Source organism: Gordonia sp. B8661-1 (genome assembly GCF_059427765.1).
Map to the genome: position 1 here is coordinate 37,613 of NZ_JCAHRL010000002.1, position 26,171 is coordinate 63,783.

General features: G+C 70.3%; 1 protein-coding gene (cut by both window edges). It reads left to right on the forward strand.

Every position in this 26,171-nt window falls within one protein-coding gene, locus AC4JJG_RS04115, for a non-ribosomal peptide synthase/polyketide synthase, read on the forward strand. The gene is 54,102 nt long; 22,775 of those nucleotides lie to the left of the window and 5,156 to its right, leaving coding positions 22,776-48,946 in view, spanning codon 7,592 (partial) through codon 16,316 (partial); the first complete codon in view begins at nt 2. Both the start codon and the stop codon lie outside the window.

Genomic DNA, 26,171 nt, shown 5'->3' on the forward strand with positions numbered 1-26,171 from the left:
GGCTGTCGTCGACGGCGACCGGGTCTTCGACTACGCGGGCTTCAGTGCGCGGGTCAACCGCCTGGCACGCGACCTCATCGGCTACGGCGCGGGCCCGGATGTCGCGGTGGCCGTGTGCATTCCGCGATCCGCCGAGATGCTGATCGCCATCCACGCCATCGTCACCGCGGGTGCACAGTACGTGCCGGTCGATGTGGACGCTCCGGTCGAGCGCATCGCCCACATGCTCGACACCTCCGGGGCGGTGCTCGTCGTCACCGGTACCGAACCGCTGCCCGACGATCTGGCCGCACTGCTGGACGATTCCGGGCACACCGCGCTGACCGTCGACGCCGACGTCCCGGTCACCGAGGGTGGTGAGCCGCTAACCCCGGCCGACCGTGAGAACCCGGTGTCCGGCGAGCACGCGGCGTACACGCTGTTCACCTCCGGGTCCACCGGACGTCCCAAGGGCGTCGTGGTGGATCACGCGGCGATCGCCAACCGCATCGCCTGGATGCAGGACGATCATCGTCTGGGAGCGCAGGACACGGTTCTGCAGAAGACCCCGATCACCTTCGACGTGTCGGTGTGGGAGCTGTTCTGGCCGTTGATGACCGGTGCCCGCCTGGTGATCGCCGAGGCCGGCCGCCACGGCGATCCGCAGTACGTCGCCTCGGTCATCGAGACGCAGCAGGTGACCGTCGCGCACTTCGTGCCCTCGATGCTCGCCGCCTTCACCGAGGTCGTCGGTGTGCGTGCGACTGCGTCCGACCTGTCGTCGCTGCGGCTGGTGGTCGCCTCCGGTGAGGCACTGGCGGCCGCGACGGCCACCGCACTGCACGAGCTGGCGCCGGACGCAACGCTGCACAACCTGTACGGCCCCACCGAGGCCGCGGTCGACGTCACCGCGCATGAGGTCACCGAGGCCGACCGCGACTCCGGTCAGATCCCCATCGGCCGCCCCGTCCGCAACACCGGTGTGCACGTCCTGGACGCCCGTCTGCACCCGGTCCCGGCAGGCGTACCCGGCGAGCTGTACCTGGCCGGCGTGCAGCTGGCCCGGGGATACGCGGCGCGTGCCGACCTCACCGCCGACCGGTTCGTCGCCGACCCGCACGGTCCGCGCGGCAGCCGGATGTACCGCACCGGCGACCTCGTGCGTTTCGGTACCCGGGGCGAGCTGGAATACCTGGGGCGCACCGACTTCCAGGTCAAGCTGCGTGGTCAGCGCATCGAACTCGGCGAGATCGAGGCGGTCCTGGCCGGTGCGCCGGGTGTCGTGCACACGGCGGTCACCGTGGTGCGGTCGCCGGACGGCGGCGAACACCTCGTCGCCTACCTGGGTGGTGGCGACACGATCGACGTCGACGCCGTACGTGAGGTCGCGGCCCGGGCTCTCCCGGCGTACATGCGGCCGTCGGTGTGGACAGTCCTCGATACGGTCACGCTGACCCCGGCGGGCAAGCTGGACCGGAAGTCGCTGCCCACACCGGAATTCGGCGCCGGGGAGCGTTCGGACGAGGACTTCGCCGAGCCTGCGGAAGGCACCGAGGCCACCGTCGCCGGGGTCTTCGCCGACGTGCTCGGCCTGTCCGCGGTGTCGGCGACCGACAACTTCTTCGACCTGGGCGGCAACTCGCTGTCGGCGACCCGGGTGGCGGCCCGCGTGGGTGCCGCGCTGGATGCCGAGGTGTCCGTCCGTGAACTGTTCGACGCGCCGACGGTGCGTGAGCTCGCGGCACGGGTGCGGCCCGGCAGTGGGGCGACCGCCGGAGTCGAGGCCCTGCCGCGCCCCGACCATGTGCCGCTGTCCTTCGCCCAGCAGCGGATGTGGTTCATCAACCAATTCGATACGGCCTCACCGGCATACAACATCCCGCTCGGGCTCCGCCTCCGCAGCGAGTCGCCGATCGACGAGACGGCTCTGCGTGGCGCGCTCCTCGACGTGGTCACCCGCCACGAGGTGTTGCGCACCGTCTACCCGGCCGGTGCGACCGGCCGGCCGGAACAGCGGATCCTGACTCCGGACGCCGCGGCGGCCACCCTGGACTGGCACAGCGTGCCGACGCCGGAGGCGTTGTTCGCGGTCGCGGAGAACGGGTTCGACGTCACCGTGGACCTGCCGGTGCGCGGTCGTGTCCGGCACTCGACCGACGACGAGTCCGGACAGTCATCGGCCGACGTCATCGTGGTGTGCCATCACATCGCGTTCGACGGCGAATCGGCCCGCGTGCTGGCGCGCGACCTGGTGTCGGCCTATCTCCGGCGCACGGCCGCAACGGATTCCGGTGACATCGCGCCGCTCGAGGTCCAGTACGCCGACTACGCGCTCTGGCAGCACCGGGTGCTCGGCCGCACCGATGACCCGACGACTCCGGTCGGCAAGCAGTTCGCGCACTGGCTGGAGGTGCTCGACGGCATCCCGGCGGTGACCGATCTGCCGATGGACCGTCCGCGGCCGGCCGTCCTCGGACAGGAGGGGGAGCGCCTCAGCGTCGACGTGCCCGACGACCTCGCGGCCGGTATCGCCCGCACCGCGGCGGACACCGGGCTCACGCCGTTCATGATCAGCCATGCCGCGCTCGTGCTGACCGTCGCACGTCTGGCCAGCACTCGCGACGTGGTGATCGGTGCTCCCGTCGCGGGTCGCGGACAGGCCGCCCTCGACGATCTGATCGGCATGTTCGTCAACACGCTGGTGCTGCGGACGCGGGTGGATCCGTCGGGCACCGTCGACGATCTGCTCGACGCCGTCCGCGCCACCGACCTGGACGCGTTCGCACACGCCGATGTCGCCTTCGAGCAGTTGGTGGACCGGTTGGCGCCGGAGCGCTCCACCGCGCACGCCCCGCTCGCCCAGATCGCCTTCACCTACGCGACCGCCGATCCCGCGGCCGGGGAAGGGCCGCAGCAGATCGGGCCGCTGACCGTCGAACCCCTCGAAGTGGAGGAGCGGGACGCCAAATTCGATCTCACCATGGGTGTCGTCGAGCATCCGCGCGCCGACGAGGCGGCACGCCTGACCGCCGAATTCCTCTATGCCCGTGACCTGTTCGACGCCGCGACGATCCGCCGGTTCGCCGACACCTGGTTGCGGGTGCTCGAGGTCCTGACCGGTGACCGCAGCGCCGTCGTCGGCGACATCGACCTGCTCTCCGACGACCAGCGCCGGGAGATCGAGTCGGTGCGTGCCGAACTCGTTGCGGCCGCGGCCCGTTCGGATGATTCCTTCGGCAGCCGCCGGACCATCCCGGACATCCTGGCCGACCGCAACCTCGATCTCGATCACCCGGCTCTGATCGCCGGCGACTTCTCCATGACCTACGACGAGTTCGAGGCGCGCACCGACCAGCTGGCGCGTGTCCTCATCGAGGAGGGCGTGGGGCCGGAAGTGGTCGTCGCGGTGGGTATCGCGCGATCCGTGGAGTCGGTCATCGCCACCTGGGCGATCTTCAAGGCCGCCGGCGCGTACCTGCCCGTCGATCCGACCTATCCGGCCGACCGCATCGAGTACATGCTCACCGATTCCGGTGCGCCACTGGGTATCACGACCTCGCGCGACCTCGGCGCGGTCGACGGTCACGGCGACGTGCGGTGGCTGGTCCTCGACGATCCGGACTTCGTGGCGCGTATCGACGCGGCCGACGACGAGATGATCATCGACGAGGACTGGAACGGCGAACTCCGGCCCGACAACCTGGCCTGGCTCATCTACACCTCCGGCTCCACCGGCCGGCCGAAGGCGGTCGCGGTCAGTCATCGTGGCGTGCCCGACCTGGTGCAGGGGCACCGCGAGGTGTCCAGCGGTTCGGCGACCCGTGTGCTGCACGTCGCGGCGCTGAGCTTCGACGCCGCGATCTTCGAATTGTTCTGGGCCATCGCCTCGGGCCACACCCTGGTGATCTCGCCGTCGACGATCTACGGCGGACCGGAACTCGCGGAGATCATCGCCCGCGACAAGGTCACCGACCTCGTCATCACGCCGACCGTTCTGGGCACCATGAGCCCGGACGGCCTGCGGACCCTCAAACACCTCGCGACCGCCGGTGAGGCCTGCCCGCCGGAACTGCTCGAACAGTGGGGCGCGCAGCGCGGCCGCATCATGTACAACTTCTACGGCCCCACCGAGACCACAGTGTGGGCGACGGCGGGCCGCATGCGCCGCCGGCGTCCCGTCACCATCGGCCGGCCGTTGCGCGGATTCACCGCACATATCCTCGACGAGCGCCTGAACCCGGTGCCGCACGGCGTGATCGGCGAACTGTATCTGTCCGCGCCCGGCCTCGCGCGCGGCTACGTCGGGCGCCCGGACCTGACGGCGACACGGTTCGTCGCCGACCCGCTCGGCCCTCCCGGATCCCGGTTGTACGCCACCGGAGACCTGGTGCGGCGCACCGCCGATGGCGAGATCGAGTTCGCCGGACGCGCCGACGACCAGGTCAAGATCAACGGTCAGCGGGTGGAACTGGGCGAGATCGACGCCGTGCTCGCCGATCTGCCCGGGGTGGCGTCGGCGGTGACGCTCGGCGTACCGGACGAGAACGGCCGGACGCGCCTCGTCGGCTACCTGCTCGGCGATGCGGCCACCGGGGCGGACACCCTCGACACCGACGAGATCGCCCGCCGCGCAGGCGAACGGCTCGCCGCACACATGGTGCCCGCGCAGCTGATCGTCCTCGACACGATGCCGCTCACCCCGTCCGGAAAGCTGGACCGGGCGGCGCTGCCCGCGCCCGACTTCGGTACCGGGGCGGACGACTACGTCGCACCGGCCACCGACGCCGAACGTCATCTCGCCACGATTGCCGCCGGTCTGCTCGGCCTGGACCGGGTGGGCGCCACCGACTCCTTCTTCGGTCTCGGCGGCGACAGCATCATGTCGATCCAGCTGTCGACCGCCGCCAAGGCCGCCGGACTGGTCCTGACGCCGAAGGACATCTTCGAGCACAAGACGATTCGCGACATGGCCGCGGCGGCCGGCGGTGCCGTCGAGGCTCTGACGGCGCTGCCGGAACTGCCCGATGGTCCGACCGGCCGGATCGCGATGCCGCCCATCGTCGACTGGATTCTCGAGCATGCCGAGACCCCGGACGACCTCGACGACTTCTCGCAGAGCACGCTGCTGCGCCTGCCCGCCGGGATCACGCGCGCGCACCTGATCCGGATGCTCGACGCACTCGTCGTCGCGCACCCGATGCTGTCGGCGCGACTGCACCGGACCGACGGGGACTGGGTGCTCGAGAACGGTCTGCCCGTCGACGTCGGGGCCGCGCTGACGTCGGTCGTCGTACCCGCTCCGGGGACGGCCGGTTTCGCGGAGGCCGTGACCGACGCCCATGCCGCCGCGCTCGCCGAGCTCGATCCGGCGACCGGCTCCCTGTTCCGCGCCGTCATCGTGGAAACCGGCGAAACGGCTGCGGCGCACACCGATCCGGATGCGGCGCTCGCCGACGGTGCGCGATTGATGCTCGTGATCCACCACCTCGCGGTCGACGCCGTGTCCTGGCCGACGGTGATGGTCGACCTCGCCACCATGTGGTCCCAGCAGCAGTCCGGAACCGCTCCGGCGCCGCAGCCAGAGGGCACCTCGGTGCGTCGGTGGGCGCAGTTGCTCGCCGACGATGTGGCCTCGCGCGCCGGGGAGGTCGGGTACTGGCTCGATCGTCTGCCGGAGGCCGCCGCGCCCGAGCAGACCGACGGTGGGCGCATGCGGGACACCGAATCACAGGTCGTCACCGTCGATTCCGCGATTACCGAGGCGCTGTTGGCCCGGGTTCCGCAGGCATTCGGCGCGGGCACACAGGATGCGCTGCTCGCGGCACTCGCGCGGGCATTGCAGGGCTGGGCCGCCGAATCCGCCGACGGACGATCCGAACGCGTCGCCACCGTCGTCGGTACCGGCCCGACGGGTGAGCCGTCGGCCTTCATCCAACTCGAGGCCCACGGCCGCGAGGCGCAGATCGCCGAGCGGGGCGACGACCCGCACACCGCCGATCTGACCCGCACGGTCGGCTGGTTCACCACGATCTCACCGATCCGGGTCCCGGTGGCGGCGGACCACGACGCGCTGCGCACCGTCAAGGAGGCCAAGGAAGAACTCCTGCGTCGCCCGGATCACGGCATCGGTTTCGGTATCCTCCGGCACGCGCACGACGACGACCTGCCCGCGGCCGCCGAACTGGCGCGGCGCCCGCTGCCCGCGGTGGCGTTCAACTATTTCGGCAACGTGGGCGCGGCCTCCGACACCGGCACGGATGGCGACGGCGCGTTCCTGCCCAGCGGCGACGACGTGCTCCTGCCGTCGACCCGCAGCGGTGCCCTGCGCGCGACCAATGCGCTGACGGTGGATGTCAGCACGGTGGCCGCCGGTGCCCGGGGACGCGAGATGCGAGCGGTCTTCGCGCACACCGATCAGGTCTTCGGTGCCGATGACGTCGCCGACATCGCCGCCCGCTGGGAGCGTGAGCTGGCCGCCATCGTCACCGAACTCGATGCGGCACAGGGTGATCCCGGACTGTCGACGTCCGACGTCATCGGCGGCGGACTGACCCAGGATGAGATCGACGAGCTGTCCCTGCGTCATCCGGGTGCGGAGATATGGCCGCTCACGCCGCTGCAGCAGGGGCTGTTCTTCCAGGCCGAACTGGACAGCGGCGCGCAGCGCAGTGGTGTCGACGTCTATGTGGCCCAGGCGATCATCGATCTGTCCGGCACGGTCGACGAGGAACGCATGCGCCGTTCGGCCGCCGATCTGCTCGCCCATCACCGCGTCCTGCGATCCGGGTACGAACGCACCGCAGCCGGCACCCCGGTGGCGATCATCCCGCCGAGCGTCGACGTCGACTGGACGACCGTCGATCTCCGGGCGGTGTCGGGCGACGAGGCGACGGCACGGCTCGCGGCGCTGTCGGCCGAGCAGATGCGCAAGCCCTTCGACCTCGCGGATCCGGCGCTGTTGCGCTTCGTGCTGGTATATCTGCCTGCGGCGGACGGTGTTCCGCGGTCGGCGCTGGTGGTTACCAATCATCACCTGCTCGTCGACGGCTGGTCGGGTCCGCTGGTGCTCGCCGACCTGTTCGCCCTGTACTTCGGCGGACAGACCTTCACCGCCGCGGGCGGGGGCGATTTCGCGACCTTCCTGGCCTGGCTCGCCGACCGTGATCCGGTGGCGGCCTCGGAGGCCTGGGCGCGAGCACTGGATCCGTTGGAGGGCCCGACACTGGTCGCACCCGGGCGGGTGGCCACCGACGACTCGCGGCCCCGGGAACATCCGCTGGCGCTCGCGGCGGAGACGACCTCGGCCGTCGGTGCGACCGCGCGACGTCTCGGCGTCACCACCTCGACGATCCTGCAGTATGCGTGGGCCGTCCTGCTCTCCCGCCTGACGGGGGAGCGCGTGGTGAGCTTCGGCGAGACGGTGTCCGGACGCCCGGCGGGCCTCGACGGTGTCGAGTCGATGGTCGGCCTGTTCATCAACACCGTTCCGGTGGTGGTCACAGTTGATCCGGCGCAGTCGATCGACGACGCGCTGCGGGCGCTGCAGGACGCGAAGACCGCGCTGCTCGATCACCAGCATCTCGGACTGCCGCAGATCGCCGCGGGCAGTGGACATCACGCGCTTTTCGACACGCTCACGCTGTACGAGTCCTATCCGGTCGACGCCGCCGCGGTCGCGACCAACGCGCCGGTCGTCGAGGACGGCCTGCGGATCACCGAGGTGATCACGACCGACGCGACGCACTACCCGCTGAACCTGATCGGCGCACCGGTGCACGCCGACGGCGCGGAAGCGGGCCTGGCGCTCCAGCTGAAGTATCTGCCGGATGCGTTCTCGGACAGCCATATCGAACAACTCGGGATCGCATTCGGGCAGATCCTGCAGGCTGTGGTGGCAGGTCGGGACGGCACCGTCGGAGGCATCGATCTCCTCGCGCCCGAGGTGCGGCAGCTCGTCACCGGCTGGAGCAGCGGTGCGAGCCGGGACATTCCGACGGAACTGGTCGGCGACGGGCTCGCCCAGCAGACTGTGCGGACCCCCGGCGCCACGGCTCTCGTCGACGACGACCGCAGCTGGACCTACGCCGAGTTCACCGAGCGGGTGAACGCGCTGGCCCGCCGGTTGATCGCCCGGGGAGTGGGTCCCGAGGTCGCGGTGGGCGTATGCATGCCGCGCTCCCTGGAGATGGTGCTCGCCCTGCACGCGGTGGTCGCCGCGGGCGGACAGTACGTACCGATCGACACCGAGGCGCCGGCCGACCGGGTCGAGTACATGCTGGCCACGGCGGGGGTGCGCCTGGTGCTGGTGTCCGGGGACGGTGCGCCGCCCGCGGGTGTCGCCGATACCGCCGCCGAGCTGGTGCCGGTGGAGAAGGCGGACGACGTCGTCGGCGACGGGTCGCCGATCACCGATGCCGATCGCGTGGCACCGCTGCGCCCGGAACACGCGGTCTACACGATCTTCACGTCGGGATCGACGGGACGCCCCAAGGGCGTCACGCTGTCGCACGCCGCGGTCGTGAACCGGTTGTGGTGGGGACTCGACGAGTTGCCGGTGGGGCCGTCGGACACGGTGGTGCTCAAGACCCCGTACACGTTCGACTGCTCGGTGGCGGAGCTGTTCGCGCCGGTGATGGCGGGCGCCCGGCTGTTCGTCCTGGCACCCGACGGGCACAAGGATCCGGTCTTCCTGGCCGATCGCATTGCCGCACACCGGGTGACGATGGTGCACTTCGTGCCGTCGATGCTGTCGGTGTTCCTCGAGGTGGCCGGTCCCGAGCGGGTCGCGGCGCTGGACTCGGTGCGCATCGTGTCGACGACGGGTGAGGCGTTGCCGCCCGCGGTGGCCGCGCAGACCCGCGAGCTGCTGCCGTCGGTCCTGTTCTTCAATCTGTACGGTCCGACCGAGGCGGCCGTGGAAATCACCTACGAGCAAATCGATTCGGTCGATCCGGCGGGTACGTCGGTGCCGATCGGTGTGCCGGTGTGGAACGCCCAGGCGTGGGTCCTCGACGACCGGCTCCGCGTGGTGCCACCGGGGATCGCCGGTGAACTGTACGTGGGCGGCGTCCAGGTGGCGCGCGGCTATGCGAATCGCGCCGACCTCACCGCCGAGCGATTTGTCGCCGACCCCTTCGGCGCGCCCGGAGACCGCCTGTACCGCACCGGTGACCTGGTGCGCTGGAACAGCTCCGGGGCGCTGGAGTACCTGGGCCGCACCGACTTCCAGGTGAAGCTGCGTGGTCAGCGCATCGAGCTCGGCGAGATCGAGGCGGTGCTGGGCGGTGCCCCCGGCGTCGTGCACGCCGCCGCGCTGGTCCGCACGACGCCGGCCGGTGACGAACAGCTGGTCGCGTATGTGGCTGCGGGCCCGGACGATTCGGTCGATCTCGATGCCGTCCGTGACACCGTGGCGCAGGCGCTGCCGGAGTACATGCGGCCGACGACCTGGATGGTCCTCGACGATGTGCCGTTGAACAGTGCGGGCAAGCTGGACCGTCGCGCTCTGCCCGAACCCGTTTTCACCGCGGGTGAACTCGTGGCCCCCGCCTCCGGCGAGGAGGAGATCGTCGCGGGGATCTTCGCCGATGTGCTCGGTGTGGAACAGGTGTCGGTGACGGGCAGCTTCTTCGACCTGGGCGGCAACTCCCTGTCCGCGACCCGGGTGACCGCCCGGGTGGCGGCGGCCCTGGACGCGGATCTGGGTGTGCGTGATCTGTTCGAGGCGCCGACGGTGCGGGATCTGGTGCGCCGCATCGGCGTCGGCTCGCAGAGCGTCGAACCGCTGGTCGCCGGGCCACGTCCGGAGCTCATCCCGCTGTCCACCGCTCAGCAGCGGATGTGGTTCATCAACCGGTTCGAGCCGGAGTCACCCGCCTACAATCTGCCGGTCGCCCTGCGGTTGCACGGCCCGCTGGATCGGCATGCGCTGCGGGCGGCCCTCGGCGATGTGCTCGAGCGCCAGGAAAGTCTGCGGACCGTGTTCCCGTCCGTCGACGGCCGGCCGTATCAGCGCATCATCGACGCCGCGCAGGCGCGGGACCTCCTGCCCTGGACCGAGGTCACCGGTGCCGAGGCCACCGCGGAAGCCATTGCCGCCGCGGCCGATACCGGTTTCGACGTGACCACCGAACTGCCTGTCCGTGCGGTCGTCGGGATTCTCGGCACCGAGTCCGCGGAGGCCGGCGACCACATCGTCTGTGTGGTCGTGCATCACATCGCGGCCGACGGCGAGTCGACCGGTCCGATGATCCGGGACCTGCTGGCCGCCTACGAGGCGAGGCGGCACGGCGAGGTCGCGCAGCTGCCCGCCCTGCCGATCGGCTTCGCCGATTTCGCGATCTGGCAGCAGCGGGTGCTCGGCGATGCCGAGGATGCCGATTCGGTTCTCGGACAGCAGATCCGGCACTGGCTGGGCGTGCTCGACGGCGCGCCCGATCTGCTGGCGCTGCCCACCGATCATGTGCGGCCCGCGGTGGCGTCGATGCGTGGCGACACCGTGCGGTTCACGGTGCCCGCGGAGGTGCGGCGCGGTGTGGCCGACGTGGCCCGCGCGCAGGGGGCCACCGAGTTCATGGTGCTGCACGCCGCGCTCGCGGTGCTCCTCGCCCGGCTGTCCGGGACGAGTGACATCTCCATCGGCACCCCGGTCGCCGGTCGCGGCCGCGCCGAACTCGACGACCTCGTCGGCATGTTCGTCAACACCCTGGTGCTGCGGACCGATATCGATCCGGCGGCGTCCTTCACCGACATCGTGCGGGCCGCCCGCACCACGGACCTCGATGCACTGGCGAACGCGGACGTGCCATTCGAACTGCTCGTGGAACGCCTGAATCCGCAACGCTCCGAGGCCTTCGCGCCACTCACCCAGGTGATGCTGGCCTACCAGCGCGCCCTCGACGGCGTCCTCGAGCTCCCGGACCTGACGGTCAGCCCGCTGGACGCGGGTGCGCCGTCGTCGACGGTGGATCTCACCATCGAGCTGTCACCGCTGTCGGCGGACGACTCCGACCAGGTGGGCCTCGGCGGCAGCATCATCTACGCGACGGATCTGTTCGACGAACCGACCGTCGCGGAGTTCGCCGCCCGCTATACGCGACTGCTCGCGGAGCTCACGGCCGCCCCTGAGCGGCCGGTCGGCGACGTGCGACTGCTCGACGAGGCCGAGGCCGCCCGGCAACTCGCCCGGTCCACCGGCCGCACCGTCGAGTTGCGCCCGGAGACGGTGGCCGATGCCGTGGCCCGTCAGAGCGCCCTCACCCCGGATGACGCAGCGCTGGTCTTCGGCAACCGGACGGTCACCTACTGTGAGTTCTCCGCACGCGTGAACACGCTGGCGCGCACGCTGACCGGACTCGGCGTGGGACCGGACAGCGCTGTGGGCGTGAGCATTCCGCGTTCCATCGAGATGGTCGTCGCGATCCACGCGATCGTCGCGGCCGGTGGGCAGTACGTTCCGATCGATCCGGCGGCCCCCGCCGACCGCGCGCAGTACATGGTGGACACCGCGCACGTCGGTGTCGTGCTGGTGGACGATCGTCGCGAGCCGCCTGCTGCGATCTCCGGGCTGACCGATGGCCCGCGGGTGATCGGCGTGGATGCATCACGCGATGTCGATGCCGACGCGGATGCGGCACGCCCGCTGACGGATTCGGATCGTCTCGCCCCGCTACATCCGGATCATGCGGTCTACACGATCTTCACCTCGGGCTCGACCGGCCGCCCCAAGGGTGTGACGCTGTCGCACCGCGCCGTCGTCAACCGGCTGTGGTGGGGTCTGGCCGAGCTGCCGATCGACGGCACCGACGCGGTGATGCTGAAGACGCCGTTCACCTTCGACTGCTCGGTGGCCGAGCTCTTCGCGCCGCTGTTCGTCGGTGCGCGCATGGTGATCCTGCGGGCCGACGGTCATCTCGATCCGGTGTACCTCGCCGAGCAGCTGGCCGAGCAGCAGGTCACCATGGTGCACTTCGTGCCGTCGATGCTGTCGGTGTTCCTGGAAGTCGCCGGACCGCAGCGGATTCGCGCCCTCACCGCATTGCGCATCGTGTCGACCACGGGTGAGGCCCTGCCGCCCGCGGTGGCCGCCGAGCTGCGGTCGCTGCTGCCGCGCGTGCTGTTCTTCAATCTCTACGGCCCCACCGAGGCTGCCGTCGAGATCACCTACCAGGGCATCGGTTCGGTCGATCCGGGTGCCATCTCGGTGGCCATCGGTGTGCCGGTGTGGAACTCGTCGGTCCATGTGCTCGACGGGCGGCTGCACCCGGTGCCCGCGGGCGTCGCGGGTGAGCTGTATGTGGGCGGCGTCCAGTTGGCCCGCGGGTACGCGGCGCGTCCGGATCTGACGGCCGAGCGGTTTGTCGCCGATCCGTTCGGCGCACCGGGCGCCCGCCTCTACCGGACCGGTGACCTGGTGCGTCAGCTGCCCGACGGTTCGCTGGATTACCTGGGCCGCACCGATTTCCAGGTGAAGCTGCGGGGTCAGCGCATCGAGCTCGGTGAGATCGAGGCCGCGATCGCCGACACCGAGGGCGTGGTGCACGCCGCCGCCACCGTCGTCGACGGGCCGGACGGCGGACAGCATCTGGTGGCCTATGTGTCGGGCGCTCCGGGGCGTGGCGTCGATCTCGACCTGGTGCGCGCGACGCTCGCGGAATCCCTTCCTGAGTACATGCGCCCATCGGTGTGGACCGTCCTCGACGACATCCCGCTCAACTCCGCGGGCAAGCTCGACCGCCGGGCACTGCCCGCACCGGAGTTCACCGCCGGTGAGTACGTCGCCCCGGCGAGCCCGGCCGAGGAGACGGTGGCCGCGGTGTTCGCCGATGTCCTCGGCGTGGACCGGATCTCGGTGGTGGACTCCTTCTTCGAGCTCGGCGGCAACTCGCTGTCCGCCACGCGGGTGTCGGCGCGCGTGGGCGACGCACTCGGCGTCGACGTGCCGGTGCGCGCGCTGTTCGACGCACCGACCGTCCGCGAACTCGCCGAGTCGCTGGGCGCCGGGGGCGACGTCCGTACGCCGGATACCGGCCCGTCACCGCAGACGCGACCCGAACACATTCCGCTCTCGTACGCGCAGCAGCGGATGTGGTTCATCAACCAGCTCGAACCCGGTACCGCGACCTACAACATCCCGGTCGTCCTGCAACTGACCGGTGACGTCGACGACGAGGCGATGCGTGCCGCACTCGCTGACGTGGTGAATCGCCACGAGGTGCTGCGCACCCGCTATCCGGTGACCGCCGACGGGGTTCCGTTCCAGGACATCGCCTCCGAGGTGGCCGCGGCAGACGTGGACTTCGCGCGCACCGATGCCGACGGTGCCCGCGCCGCGCTGGCGCAGGGCTTCGACGTGACGACCGACTCGCCGATCCGAGTGCGCATCGCCCACCTCGACGGCGACCGGAATCTGCTCGTCATGGTCACCCATCACATCGCGACGGACGGTCAGTCCGGTGCCATCCTCGGCCGCGATCTGATCGTCGCCTACCAGGCACGACTCGCGGGCACCGCGCCGGCGTGGACGCCGTTGGCGCTCCAGTACGCCGATTACTCGCTATGGCAGCGTCATACGCTGGGCGACGCGACGGACCCCGATTCGCGGCTGGCCGCCCAGATCGACTACTGGACGAACCGGTTGGCCGATCTGCCGGACGTTCTCACGCTGCCTGCCGACCGTCCGCGGCCCGCAGTCGCCTCGGATGAAGGCGGCACCGTCCGGCTCACCCTGGGGGACCGCGATGCGTTGGCGCGCATCGCATCCGACACCGGGACCACCCTGTTCATGGTGGTGCACGCGGCGGTCGCCGCGCTGCTCGCGCGGCTGTCCGCGACGTCGGACATCGCGCTCGCCACCCCGGTCGCCGGACGTGGACATCGCGCCATCGACGACCTCGTCGGCATGTTCGTCAACACCCTGATCCTGCGCACCGAGGTCCGTCCGGACATGACTGTGGCCGAACTGATCCGTGCGGCCCGCGACACCGACATCGCCGCCTTCGGGCACGCCGACGTGCCGTTCGACCAGGTCGTCGAGGCCGTCGATCCGATCCGCTCGCAGGCCTTCGAACCCCTCGCCCAGACGATGATCGTCTACGAGCAGGATGCCGGCCGGACGGACGAGGTCACCGAGGTCGCAGGCCTCGAGATCGCCGGTGTCGAGCCCGAGACCGACAGTGCGCGTTTCGATCTGACCGTCGGTGTGGTGGACACCGGTGACGAACTGGCCGTGAAGATCGTCTACGCCACCGCGCTGTTCGACGAGGACACCGTTGCCGGATTCGGCCGCGCCCTGCGGTCGATCGTCGACGCGGTCGTCGCCGATCCGGAGGTCGCGGTCGGCGACATCGCGATCCTGGAAGCCGATGACACGCAGCAGCTTCTGGCCCGGTCGGCCGGTGAGCGGCGGCCGGTCGACACCGATACCCTTGCCGACCTCATCGCCGGTGACGGTTCCGGTGCGCTGATCGACGGCGATCGCACGGTGTCGCGCACCGACTTCGATGACCAGGTCCATGGACTCGCCCGTGCGCTCATCGGCCGCGGGGTCGGACCGGAAACGGCCGTGGGCGTCTGCGTCGCCCGGTCCGCGGAGCTGCTGATTGCCGTGCACGCGGTGATCGTCGCGGGCGGACATTATGTGCCTCTTGACGCCGGGCTTCCGCCGGAACGGTTGCGGCACATGCTCACCACCGCCGGTGCGGGACTGGTGATCGCCGACGCCGACGGGGCGGCGGCACTGCGCGCGGTCGACCCGGATCTCGACATCCTCGGTGTCGCCGACACCGAGATCCCTGATGACGTCGCGCCGGTGACCGACCGGGATCGTCTGGCGCCGTTGCGCCCGCACCATCCCGCCTACACGCTGTTCACGTCGGGATCGACCGGTATGCCGAAGGGTGTCGTGGTGTCCCACGAGGCCATCGTGAATCGTCTGCGGTGGATGCAGGACAGTTATCCGCTCGACGCGACCGACGTGGTACTCCACAAGACGCCGGTCACCTTCGACGTCTCGGTGTGGGAGTTGTTCTGGCCCTTCGCCGCCGGGGCGTCGCTGGTCGTCGCGGCACCGGACGGACACCGCGACCCGCACCACCTGGCCGACCTGATCGTCCGGCACGGGGTGACGACCCTGCACTTCGTGCCGTCGATGCTGGCCGCCTACCTGGACGCGGTGGCCGACACCGATGCGGCCACGAGTTCGGTGCGGCAGGTGTTCACCTCGGGTGAGGCGTTGACGCCCGCGACCGCCCGGCCGGCCCTGGCGCACTTCGCGAATGCCCGGCTGCACAACCTGTACGGCCCCACGGAGGCCGCCGTCGACGTCACGGCGCATGAGGTTCTCGACACCGATGCGGTGGTGCCCATCGGCCGTCCGATCCGCAACACCCGCACCCTCGTGCTCGACGCCCGACTGGGGCTCGCACCGGTCGGCGTGCCCGGCGAACTCTATCTGGGCGGCGTGCAGTTGGCGCGCGGCTACGCAAATCGCCCCGACCTGACCGCGGACCGGTTCGTCGCCGATCCGTACGGCGAGCCCGGCGATCGGCTGTACCGTACGGGCGACCTGGTCCGCTGGAACACCTCCGGGGAGCTGGAATACCTGGGCCGCACCGACTTCCAGGTGAAGCTGCGGGGTCAGCGCATCGAGCTGGGCGAGATCGAGGCCGTCCTCTCGTCGGTTCCCGGCATCACCCACGCCGCCGCGACGGTCGCCACGGCACCCGGTGGTGGCGAGCACCTGGTTGCCTACCTTGCCGGCGCCGGGAGCGAAGCGAGCGGGCCGAGTCAACCCGGCGCCGGGAGCGAAGCGACCGAAGCGGCGGCCCGGGAGGCCGTGGAGGCGGCGCTGCCCGAATACATGCGTCCGACCGTCTGGACCGTGCTGGAGCGGATGCCGCTGAACAGTGCGGGCAAGATCGACCGGAAGGCATTGCCGGAGCCCGAGTTCGGGGCGCCGACCGGTGGTAGCCATGTGGCGCCGGCCACCGATGCGGAGCGTGCGATCGCGGCTGTCGTCGGTCAGGTGCTGGGCCGCGACGACCTGTCCGTCACCGATTCGTTCTTCGGGCTGGGCGGCGACTCGATCATGTCGATCCGGCTCTCCGCCCTGCTGCGGGGTGCGGGTCTGGACGTGTCGCCGCGGGACATCTTCGAGCATCAGACGGTGCGCCGTATCGCGCGGGCGATGACGAGCCGACCGCGGGCGGTCCTCGACGAGTTCGAGGGCGGCGGCAGCGGTGTGTCGGAGTTGCCGCCCGCCGTGCACTGGATGCTCGAATTGTCGGATACCGCCGAGGATTTCCGCGACTTCTCGCAGACGGTGCCGCTGGTTCTTCCCGCGGATGTGGAGGAGGACGCCCTGCGTGCCGTGGTCGGCGCGGTGATTGCCCGGCACCCGATGCTCGCCGCGCAGATGACCGATCACGGGCCCGATGCCCCGCAGCGCTGGACGCTCGACACCGGGCTTTCCGGCCGTCTGCCCGGGGTGCGGATCGTCGGCACCGACCATCGTTCGGGCACACCGGAATTCACCGGGCTCGTGCGCTCCGAGCATGCGGCGGCGCTGAGCCGTCTGGATCCGTCGACGGGCCACCTCGTCGAGGTGACCGGGCTGCGTCCGGCCGACGGAACGCCGGGACGACTGCTGGTCGCGGTGCATCACGTGGCCGTCGATGTGGTGTCGTGGCCCATCCTGGTGAGCGATATCAACACCGCGTGGGCGCAGTACCGTGCCGGAGCCCCGATCGAGTTGCCCGCCGAGGTGACGTCGATGCGGCGCTGGGCCGCCGCCGTCGCCGAACTGCCCGAGGCTCGTCCGGGAGAAGCCGCGCTCTGGCGGGCGCGGCTGGGCGATCCGGACCAGCCCCTGAGTGCACGCCTCGATCGCAGCCGGGATCGGGTGTCGCAGGTCGTGACCCATGAGGTGCGCATCGATCCGGCGATTACCGAGGCCGTGCTCGCCCGCGTCCCCGCGGCGTTCCGGACCGGAGCGGACGCTGTGCTCGTGGGCACCCTGGCCGCCGCCGTTCTGGATTGGCAGGGCGGTGACGGATTGTCGGTGCTGCTGGAAGGCCACGGCCGCGAAGAGCAGGTGGCGCCCGGCGCGGACCTGTCCCGGACGGTCGGCTGGTTCACCGGCTTCACCCCGGTCGCCACGCGACGCGACGGTGCTGGTCCGACGGATGGTGCGGCGGTGGCGGATCAGGTGCGTGCGATCAAGGAGCAGATCGCGTCGACGCCGGATCGTGGTGTCGGTTTCATGCCTGCCCGATACAGCGGTGACGAGGATGATCGCGGAACCCTGCCGCCGGTGCTCTACAACTTCATGGGTGCGGCCGGACCGGCATCCGACGACGCGGATGAGCCTGTCGACGACGGCCTGTTCGCGTTCGCCACCGATCTGCCCCGGCTGCCCGGCTCGGTCAGCGGGGCGATGGTGGCCCCGGCCGCCCTCGACGTGCACGTGTTCGTCGGCGCCGATCGTGGCCTCGCCATCGACCTGAGTTACCCGTCGGGTGCGTTGACCGCCGACGAGGTGGCCGAGATCGGAAGTCGTTGGGAGACGGCGCTGTCGGATCTCGTCGTGCATGTGGACGAGGTCGGCGACATGGGACTCACGCCGTCCGATGTGCCGGGAACCGATCTGACCCAGCACGATCTTGACGTGCTCGCGCAGCGGTATCCGGATGCCGAGCTGTGGCCGTTGTCGCCGCTGCAGCAGGGACTGTTCGTGGAGGCCACCCGTCATGCGGGCGGGCCGGCAACGACTGCTGACGTCGTTGCCGGCGGCACGGTCGGGGATGTCGATGTCTATGTGACGCAGGCCGTCATCGGTCTCGCCGACGCGTTCGACGCGGAACGTCTGCGGGAGAGTGCATCCCGCATGCTCGCCCGTCACGCCGTGCTGCGGTCGGGTTTCGTGCAGGGGCCCAGTGGTGCTCTCGTCACGGTGGTTCCGGCGAGTGTCGAGGTCCCGTGGCGGTACGTCGATCTGTCCGGCGAGCCGGAGGCGCGCGCAGACGAATTGCTGGACGAACTCGCGATCGACGAACGCGTGCAACGGTTCCGGCTGGACGCACCGCCGCTGATCCGCTTCGTTCTGGTCGACCTGCCCGGTGATCGTGCGGCGCTCGTCGTCACCAACCATCACCTGCTGTTCGACGGATGGTCGGGTCCGCTGGTGCTCGCCGATCTCATCACCGGTTACGTGACCGGTGGCGACGTGACGGATGCCGCGCAGGCCGATGGAGACTATCGCGACTTCCTCACGTGGCTGGGGGAGCGGGACGACGACGCGGCTCGCGAGGCCTGGCTCGCCGAACTGTCCGACACCGAGGGGCCGACGCTCGTCTCGACGCGCGCCGCCGCGACGGTCGACGAGATGCCCGCCGAACATCTGGCGCGTGTCGGTTCGGCGTTGGCCCAGCGAATCGAGGCCTTCGCGCGTGCCCACGACGTCACGGTGTCCACCGTCGTCCAATTCGCCTGGGCCGTCCTGTTGTCGAGGCTCACCGGACAGCGGACCGTCCAATTCGGTGAGACGGTCTCGGGACGTCCGCCGGAGATCGACGGTGTCGAATCGATGATCGGTCTGTTCATCAACACACTGCCGGTCGCGGTGACGTGCGATCCGGACGGTCGTATCGGGGACACGGTGCGCGATCTGCAGTCGAGCAAGACCCGTCTGCTCGATCATCAGCACCTGGGTCTGCCCGCCATCGCGGAAGCCGTGGGCGGCATCGGATTCGACACCCTCACCATCTTCGAGTCGTATCCGATCGACGGGGACGCGGTGAGTGAGGGGAGCAGCGCGGCCGGTCTGCGGCTGTCGGGCATCGAGTTCACCGACGCCACCCACTATCCGCTCAACCTGTTCGCGACCCCGGTGGACGGCGATCTCGGCCTCAATGTGAAGTACCTGCCGAGTGCCTTCGACGCCGACGAGGTCGCCGGATTCGCCACCGCCCTGGTGCAGATCCTCGATCGCACCGTCTCCGACCCGGACGCCCGGATCGCCGACATCGACCTGCTCACCGCCGCGGGTCGACGCACCGCCATCTCCCGCGCCACCGGACCGTTCCGTGCGGTCCGCCCGGACACCGTGGATGTCCTCGTCGCGCAACGGATCTCGGAGAGCCCGGACGCCGTCGCGCTGCGCTTCGACGACCGCACCGTCGACTTCCGGGAACTCGGACACCGGATCGCGATCGAGGCGCGTCGTCTGATCGGGCTCGGCGTCGGCCCGGATGTCGCGGTGGCCGTGTGCATGCCGCGTTCGGTGGAGATGCTCGTCGCCCTGCACGCGATCGTCGCGGCGGGCGGTCAATATGTGCCCATCGACGTCGAGACCCCCGCCGACCGTGCCGAGTACATGCTCACGACCGCCGGTGCCGCAGCACTTCTCGTGGGTGCGGGCACCGAGGTCGCCGGACGTGCGCCGGCAGTGGACGCGGCGACGGCGGCCGGACTGCCGGTCCTGACCGTCGACGCGAGTGCTCCCGCGGACGAATCCGCCACGCCCGTCACCGATGCCGAGCGCCTCGGCCCCGTTCGTCCGGGCAATGCGGTGTACACACTGTTCACCTCCGGCTCCACCGGCAGGCCCAAGGGCGTCACCCTCACCCACGACGCGGTGGTCAACCGGTTGTGGTGGGGCTTGGATCGATTCCCGCTGACCGCCGACGACGTGGTGGTGCAGAAGACGCCGTACACCTTCGACTGCTCGGTGCCGGAACTGTTCGCGCCGTTGATCGCCGGCGCCGCGCTGTCGATCGCGCGGCCCGGCGGCCACGCCGATCCGCTGTATCTCGCGGATCTCATCGCCGACCACCGGGCGACGATGGTGCACTTCGTGCCGTCGATGCTGTCGGTGTTCCTCGATGTCGCAGGCCCGGAACGGCTCTCACGATTGACGACGGTCAAGTACCTGTCGACGACCGGCGAGGCACTGCCGCCCGCGGTGGCCGCGCAGGCGCGCACCGACCTCCCGCAGGCCGCCTTCTACAACCTGTACGGTCCCACCGAGGCCGCCGTCGAGATCACCTACCAGCAGGTTGTCGATGTGGCGCCGGATGCGGCGACGGTGCCGATCGGCCTGCCGTTCTGGAACTCGACATCCTATGTGCTGGACGCGAATCTGCGTCCCGTGCCGGCCGGTGTTCCGGGTGAGCTGTACCTGGGCGGCATCCAGTTGGCCCGCGGCTATGCGGCCCGCGCCGACCTGACCGCCGAGCGGTTCGTCGCCGACCCGTACGGCGAGCCCGGTGGCCGCCTGTACCGGACCGGCGACCTGGTGACCGTCGACGGCGACGGCAGCATCATCTACCTGGGCCGCACCGACTTCCAGGTGAAGCTGCGCGGCCAGCGCATCGAACTCGGCGAGATCGAATCCGCCATCGCGGCGGCACCGCACGTGGTGCACGCCGCGGCCACGGTGGCGAATGCTCCTGGCGGCGCCGAACATCTCGTGGCCTATGTCGCCCCGGTTCCCGGTGAGGAACTCGACCTGGACGAGGTGACCCGCTCCGTTGCGGCCGCATTGCCGGAGTACATGCGCCCCACCGTGTGGATGGTGCTCGACGAGATCCCACTCAACACCGCGGGCAAGATCGATCGCCGCGCACTGCCGGAGCCGGTCTTCACGCAGGGCGAATTCGTCGCTCCCGCAACCGAGGCCGAAGAGCAGATCGCGGCGGTCTTCGCGGACGTACTGGGTGCCGACCGGGTGAGCGTCACCGACAGCTTCTTCGAACTCGGCGGAAACTCGCTCTCCGCGACCCGCGTCGCAGCGCGGATCTCCGATGCCATGGACACCGATGTGGCGGTCCGCTCGCTGTTCGACGCACCGAGTGTGCGGGAGCTGGCCACCGCCCTCGCGCCCGGCAGCGGCCGCCGCGTGTCCCCGATCGTCGCGGGCCCGCGCCCCGACCGGATTCCGTTGTCCTTCGCCCAGCAGCGCATGTGGTTCGTCAACCGGTTCGACGCCACATCGCCCGCCTACAACATCCCGGTGGCCCTGCGGCTGACCGGACCGCTGGACGTGGCAGCGCTGCGTACGGCGACGCTCGACGTCCTCGACCGCCATGAAGTGCTGCGCACCGTCTTCACCGATGTCGACGGAACGCCGTATCAGCGGATTCTCGACCCCGACATCGCTGCCGCACAGCTCGATTGGGCTGTCGTGGACGCCGCCGACGATGCGCTCGCCGCAACCACGACCGGATTCGACGTCTCGTCCGAGCTGCCGATCCGGGTGCGGGTGGCGCGCACCGGCGACGACGAACACGTCATCGTTCTCGTCGTCCACCACATCGCGGCCGACGGCGAATCCGGCCCGGTGCTCGCCCGCGATCTCGTCACCGCCTATGCCGCCCGCCGCGACGGTGCGGCACCCACATGGGCCCCGCTGCCGGTGCAGGTGGCCGATGTCGCTCTGTGGCAGCATTGCGAGCTCGGCGACCCGGCCGACCCGGCGTCGCCGGTGCGGGCACAGCTCGATCACTGGTCCGCCGAACTGGCCGGTCTGCCCGACGTCCTGGATCTGCCGCTCGACCATCCGCGGCCGCCGGTGGCGTCGATGCGCGGCGCGGCAGTCGATTTCGAGATCCCGGCCGCCGTCGCCGACGCCGTGCGCACAGTGGCGCAGCGACATGGCGTCACCGAATTCATGGTCCTGCACGCGGGTCTCGCGGTGCTGCTCGCCCGGTTGTCGTCGAGCACCGACATCGCCATCGGCACCCCGATCGCCGGTCGCGGCGATGCGGCGCTCGACGATCTGGTCGGCATGTTCGTCAACACCCTGGTGCTGCGGACCGCCGTCGATCCGGCCGTCGGCTTCGACGATCTGGTGGATCAGGTGCGGCGGGTCGACCTCGATGCCTTCGCGCACGCCGACATCCCGTTCGAGCAACTCGTCGATCATCTCAATCCGGCCCGCTCGGAGGCCTTCGCGCCGCTGACCCAGGTGTGGCTGACCGTCGACCAGGCGCTTGCCGATCGGGCCCGCATCGACGCCGGGGACACCGACACCGCCGCACTGGACCTCGGCGACGGACTGTCGGTCAGTCCCGTCGACCCCGGTGCCGTGTCGGCGAAGGTCGATCTGACGGTCGCACTCGCCACCGACGTACCCGGACGTCCGTGGCGCGGTTCGCTGCAGTACGCCACCGACCTCTTCGACGAGTCGACCGTCCGGGAGACGGCAGCACGTTTCGTGCGTCTTCTCGACGGGCTGAGTACACAGTCGTCGCAGGCGGTCGGTGCCGCCGACATCCTCGACGAGGGTGAGATCGCCGCGCTGACACCGGTGTCCGGTGGTGCGGGTACCGAGCCGGTGCTGTTGGCCGACCTGTTCGCCGACGCCGTCCGCCGTGGAGCGGATCGTCTCGCCGTGCGCGACGGTGACGGAACCGCGCTGACCTACCGTGAACTCGACGAGCGTTCCGACGCACTCGCGCACCGCCTCATCGGGCGCGGTATCGGGACGGAATCGCTGGTGGCGCTGGCCATCCCGCGATCGGCCGCGCTGCTGACCGCGATCTGGGCGGTGGCGAAGACCGGCGGCGGCTATGTCCCCGTCGACCCCGACTACCCGGCCGCCCGCGTCGCCGGGATGATCGAGGACTCCGGTGCGGTTCTCGGTCTGACGGTCGCGGGGGAGCGCACCGACGATCTGCCCGCCGACGGATTCGACTGGCTCGACCTCGATGCCGAACTCGCGTCCGCGGGCACCGCGGCCGGTCCGATCGAGCGGCTCGCCCCGGTGTCCACGGACAACACCGCGTACGTCATCTACACCTCCGGCTCCACCGGACGGCCGAAGGGCGTTGCGGTCACGCATCGTGGCCTCGCGAACTTCGCCACCGAGGAGGTGCGGAGACTCGGTGTCGTCGACGCGCCGCGGGTGCTGGGCTTCGCGTCGCCGAGCTTCGACGCCTCCGTCCTCGAATATCTGCTCGCCACGGTGACCGGCGGCTCCCTGCATTACCGGCCGTCCGACGCGGTGGGCGGTGCTGCGCTGCAGGCCTTCATGTGCGATGAGCAGGTCACGCACACGTTCCTGACGCCGACCGTGCTCGCCACCCTCGACCCGGCGACGCTGCCCGATCTCGCGGCCGTCGCAGCCGGCGGCGAGGCCGTCCCCGACAGCCTGGTGGACCAATGGTCGCCGCATGTGGCCGTGCACAACCTGTACGGCCCGACCGAGACCACGATCGGTGTCACCATCTCCCGTCCGATGGGCGCGGGTGAGCCGGTGCGCCTGGGAGCGCCGATCGCGGGCGTCGGACTTCTCGTCCTCGACGACCGTCTGTCGCCGGTGCCCGTCGGTGTGACCGGTGAACTGTATGTCACCGGGCTGGCCCTCTCACGCGGTTACCTGGACCGTGCGGGGCTCACCGCGGAGCGCTTCGTCGCGAATCCCCATGGCGCGCCGGGGGATCGGATGTACCGCACCGGCGACGTGGTGCGCTGGCGGCGCGATGACGGCGGTGATCTCGTCGTCGAATACTCCGGTCGCAGCGACGATCAGGTCAAGCTGCGCGGCCTGCGCATCGAACTCGGCGAGATCGAATCGGCACTGACCGCGCAGCCGACCGTCACCTCGGCCGTCGTCATCGGTGTCGGCGACGAGGCCGGCGCGGCGACCGCGCTGGCCGCCTACGTGGTGGCCGCCGACGGCGCACAGCCCTCCGTGGAGGATCTGCGCGAGGCTCTCGCGCAACGACTTCCGGCCTTCATGATCCCGTCGTCGATCGCGGTGCTCGACGCGCTGCCGCTGACCCCGGTGGGCAAACTCGACCGTGCCGCGCTCCCGGAACCGGTGATCGAGGCGCAGGCCTACGTCGCGCCGGACTCCGATGAGGAACGGGCGGTGGCCGCGGTCTTCGCCGAGGTGCTAGGCCTCGACGACCTGGGCGCCACCGACGGCTTCTTCGCGCTCGGCGGCAACTCGCTGTCGGCCACGCGGGTGGTGGCGCGCGTCTCCGACGTGCTGGACGCCCCGGTCGCGGTGCGTGATCTCTTCGAGGCCCCGAGCGTCCGGGAACTGGTGCGCCGCATCGTGGATTCGGGCAACCTCAGCCCGTCACCGGTGGCGGCGCCGATCGTCGCGGGGGAGCGGCCGGCCGTCATCCCGCTGTCCAACGCGCAGCAGCGGATGTGGTTCATCAACCGTCTCGACGCCGTATCGCCCGCCTACAACATCCCGATCGCGTTGCGGCTCAACGGCGTTCTGGACGTCGCCGCGCTGCGCGCCGCGGTGGGCGACGTGATCGACCGTCACGAGGTGCTGCGCACCCGGTATCCGGAGGCCGATGGCGCTCCGCGTCAGGAGATCCTGTCGGCCGGGTACGCGGAGTCCCTGCTCGACTGGGCCGTGGTGGACTCCGAGGCCGAGGTGTTCGCCGCGGGCGGCGAGGGCTTCGACGTCACCACCGATCTGCCGTTGCGTATCCGGTTGCTGCCGGTGACCGCCGACGAACACGTGCTGCTGCTGGTGGCTCATCACATCGCCGCCGACGGCGAGTCGATGCGTCCGTTGGTGACCGACCTGGTCGCCGCCTATGCGGCTCGCGCGGCCGGTTACGCACCGGAATTCGAGCCTCTGGCAATCCAATTCGCTGACTACGCACTGTGGCAGCGGGAGGTGCTCGGCGCCGCCGACGATCCGTCGTCCGTACTGGGCGCACAGTTGGCGTATTGGTCGGACCGCCTGGCCGGTCTGCCCGACGTGCTGGAACTGCCGACCGATCACGCGCGTCCGTCGGTGGCGTCGATGCGGGGCGGTCAGGTCGACTACCGGATCGCACCGGAGATCGTCGGGCGCATCGAGGATCTCGCCACCACGCACGGGGTCACGCCGTTCATGGTGTGCCACGCCGCCCTCGCGGTGCTGCTGGCACGCATGTCGGCGACGTCGGACATCGCGATCGCGACACCGACCGCGGGCCGCGGACGGGCCGAACTCGACGACCTCGTCGGCATGTTCGTGAACACCCTGGTGTTGCGGACCGACATCGACGGTGCCGCCACCTTCACCGAGCTCCTCGCCCGGGTCCGCGACACCGACCTCGATGCGCTGGCGCATGCCGACCTGCCGTTCGAATATCTGGTGGAGCAGCTCAATCCGGTGCGGTCGGAGGCCTTCGCTCCGCTGACCCAGGTGATGCTGAGCTTCGACCAGAGCCTGGCCGCCGCGGCCGCGGCCCTGACCGACGGGCGCACTGCCGACTCCGGTGCGCTGACGGTGAATCCGGTGGACGACCCGGGTGTGCCACCCGCCCGTCTCGACCTGTCCTTCGGCATCGCCACCGACGGTGCCGAAGGAGGCTGGCGCGGCGACCTGGTGTACGCGGCGGACCTGTTCGAGCCCGCGACGGCCCGTTCGCTCGTCGAACGCTTCGTGCGACTCGTCGACGAACTCACCGCCCGGCCGGATCGCGCGATCGGTGACACCGACCTCCTCGACCGTGGCGAGGAAACACGCCTGCGGGACCTGGCCACCGGCTCCGATGTCCTCGTCGGCGAGGTCTTCGTCGGCGACGTCGTCACGCGGCGGGCCGAACTCGCACCCTCCTCGGCCGCGATGGTCTCCGGCAGCCGCACGGTCACGTACGAGGAATTCGCCGCCCGCACGGCGGTGCTGGCCCGCGACCTCATCGACCGTGGTGTCGGCCCCGAGGTGGCGGTCGGCATCTGTATGCCGCGAACCGTGGAGATGGTCGTGGCCATCCATGCGATCGTCGCGGCCGGTGGCCACTACGTGCCCATCGACGTCGCCGCACCTGCCGATCGCGTGCACTACATGGCCGAGACCTCGGGCGCGCGGATCGTCCTGGTGGACGCGCATCGTGAGGTGCCGGAAGCGGTGTCGGCCGCGGGCGTCGAGGTGGTGGCGGTGGACGCGAGCGCACCGATCACCGGTGACACGCGTCCGGTCACCGACGCCGACCGCATCGCGCCCCTGCGGCCGGAGCATGCGATCTATACGATCTTCACCTCCGGCTCGACCGGACGGCCCAAGGGTGTGACGCTGTCCCACGACGCGGTGGCGAACCGTCTGTGGTGGGGACTGCACCAACTGCCCATCGACACCTCCGACACCGTGGTCTTCAAGACGCCGTACACCTTCGACTGTTCGGTGGCCGAATTGTTCGCCCCGTTCATGGCCGGTGCCCGGATGCTGGTGCTGG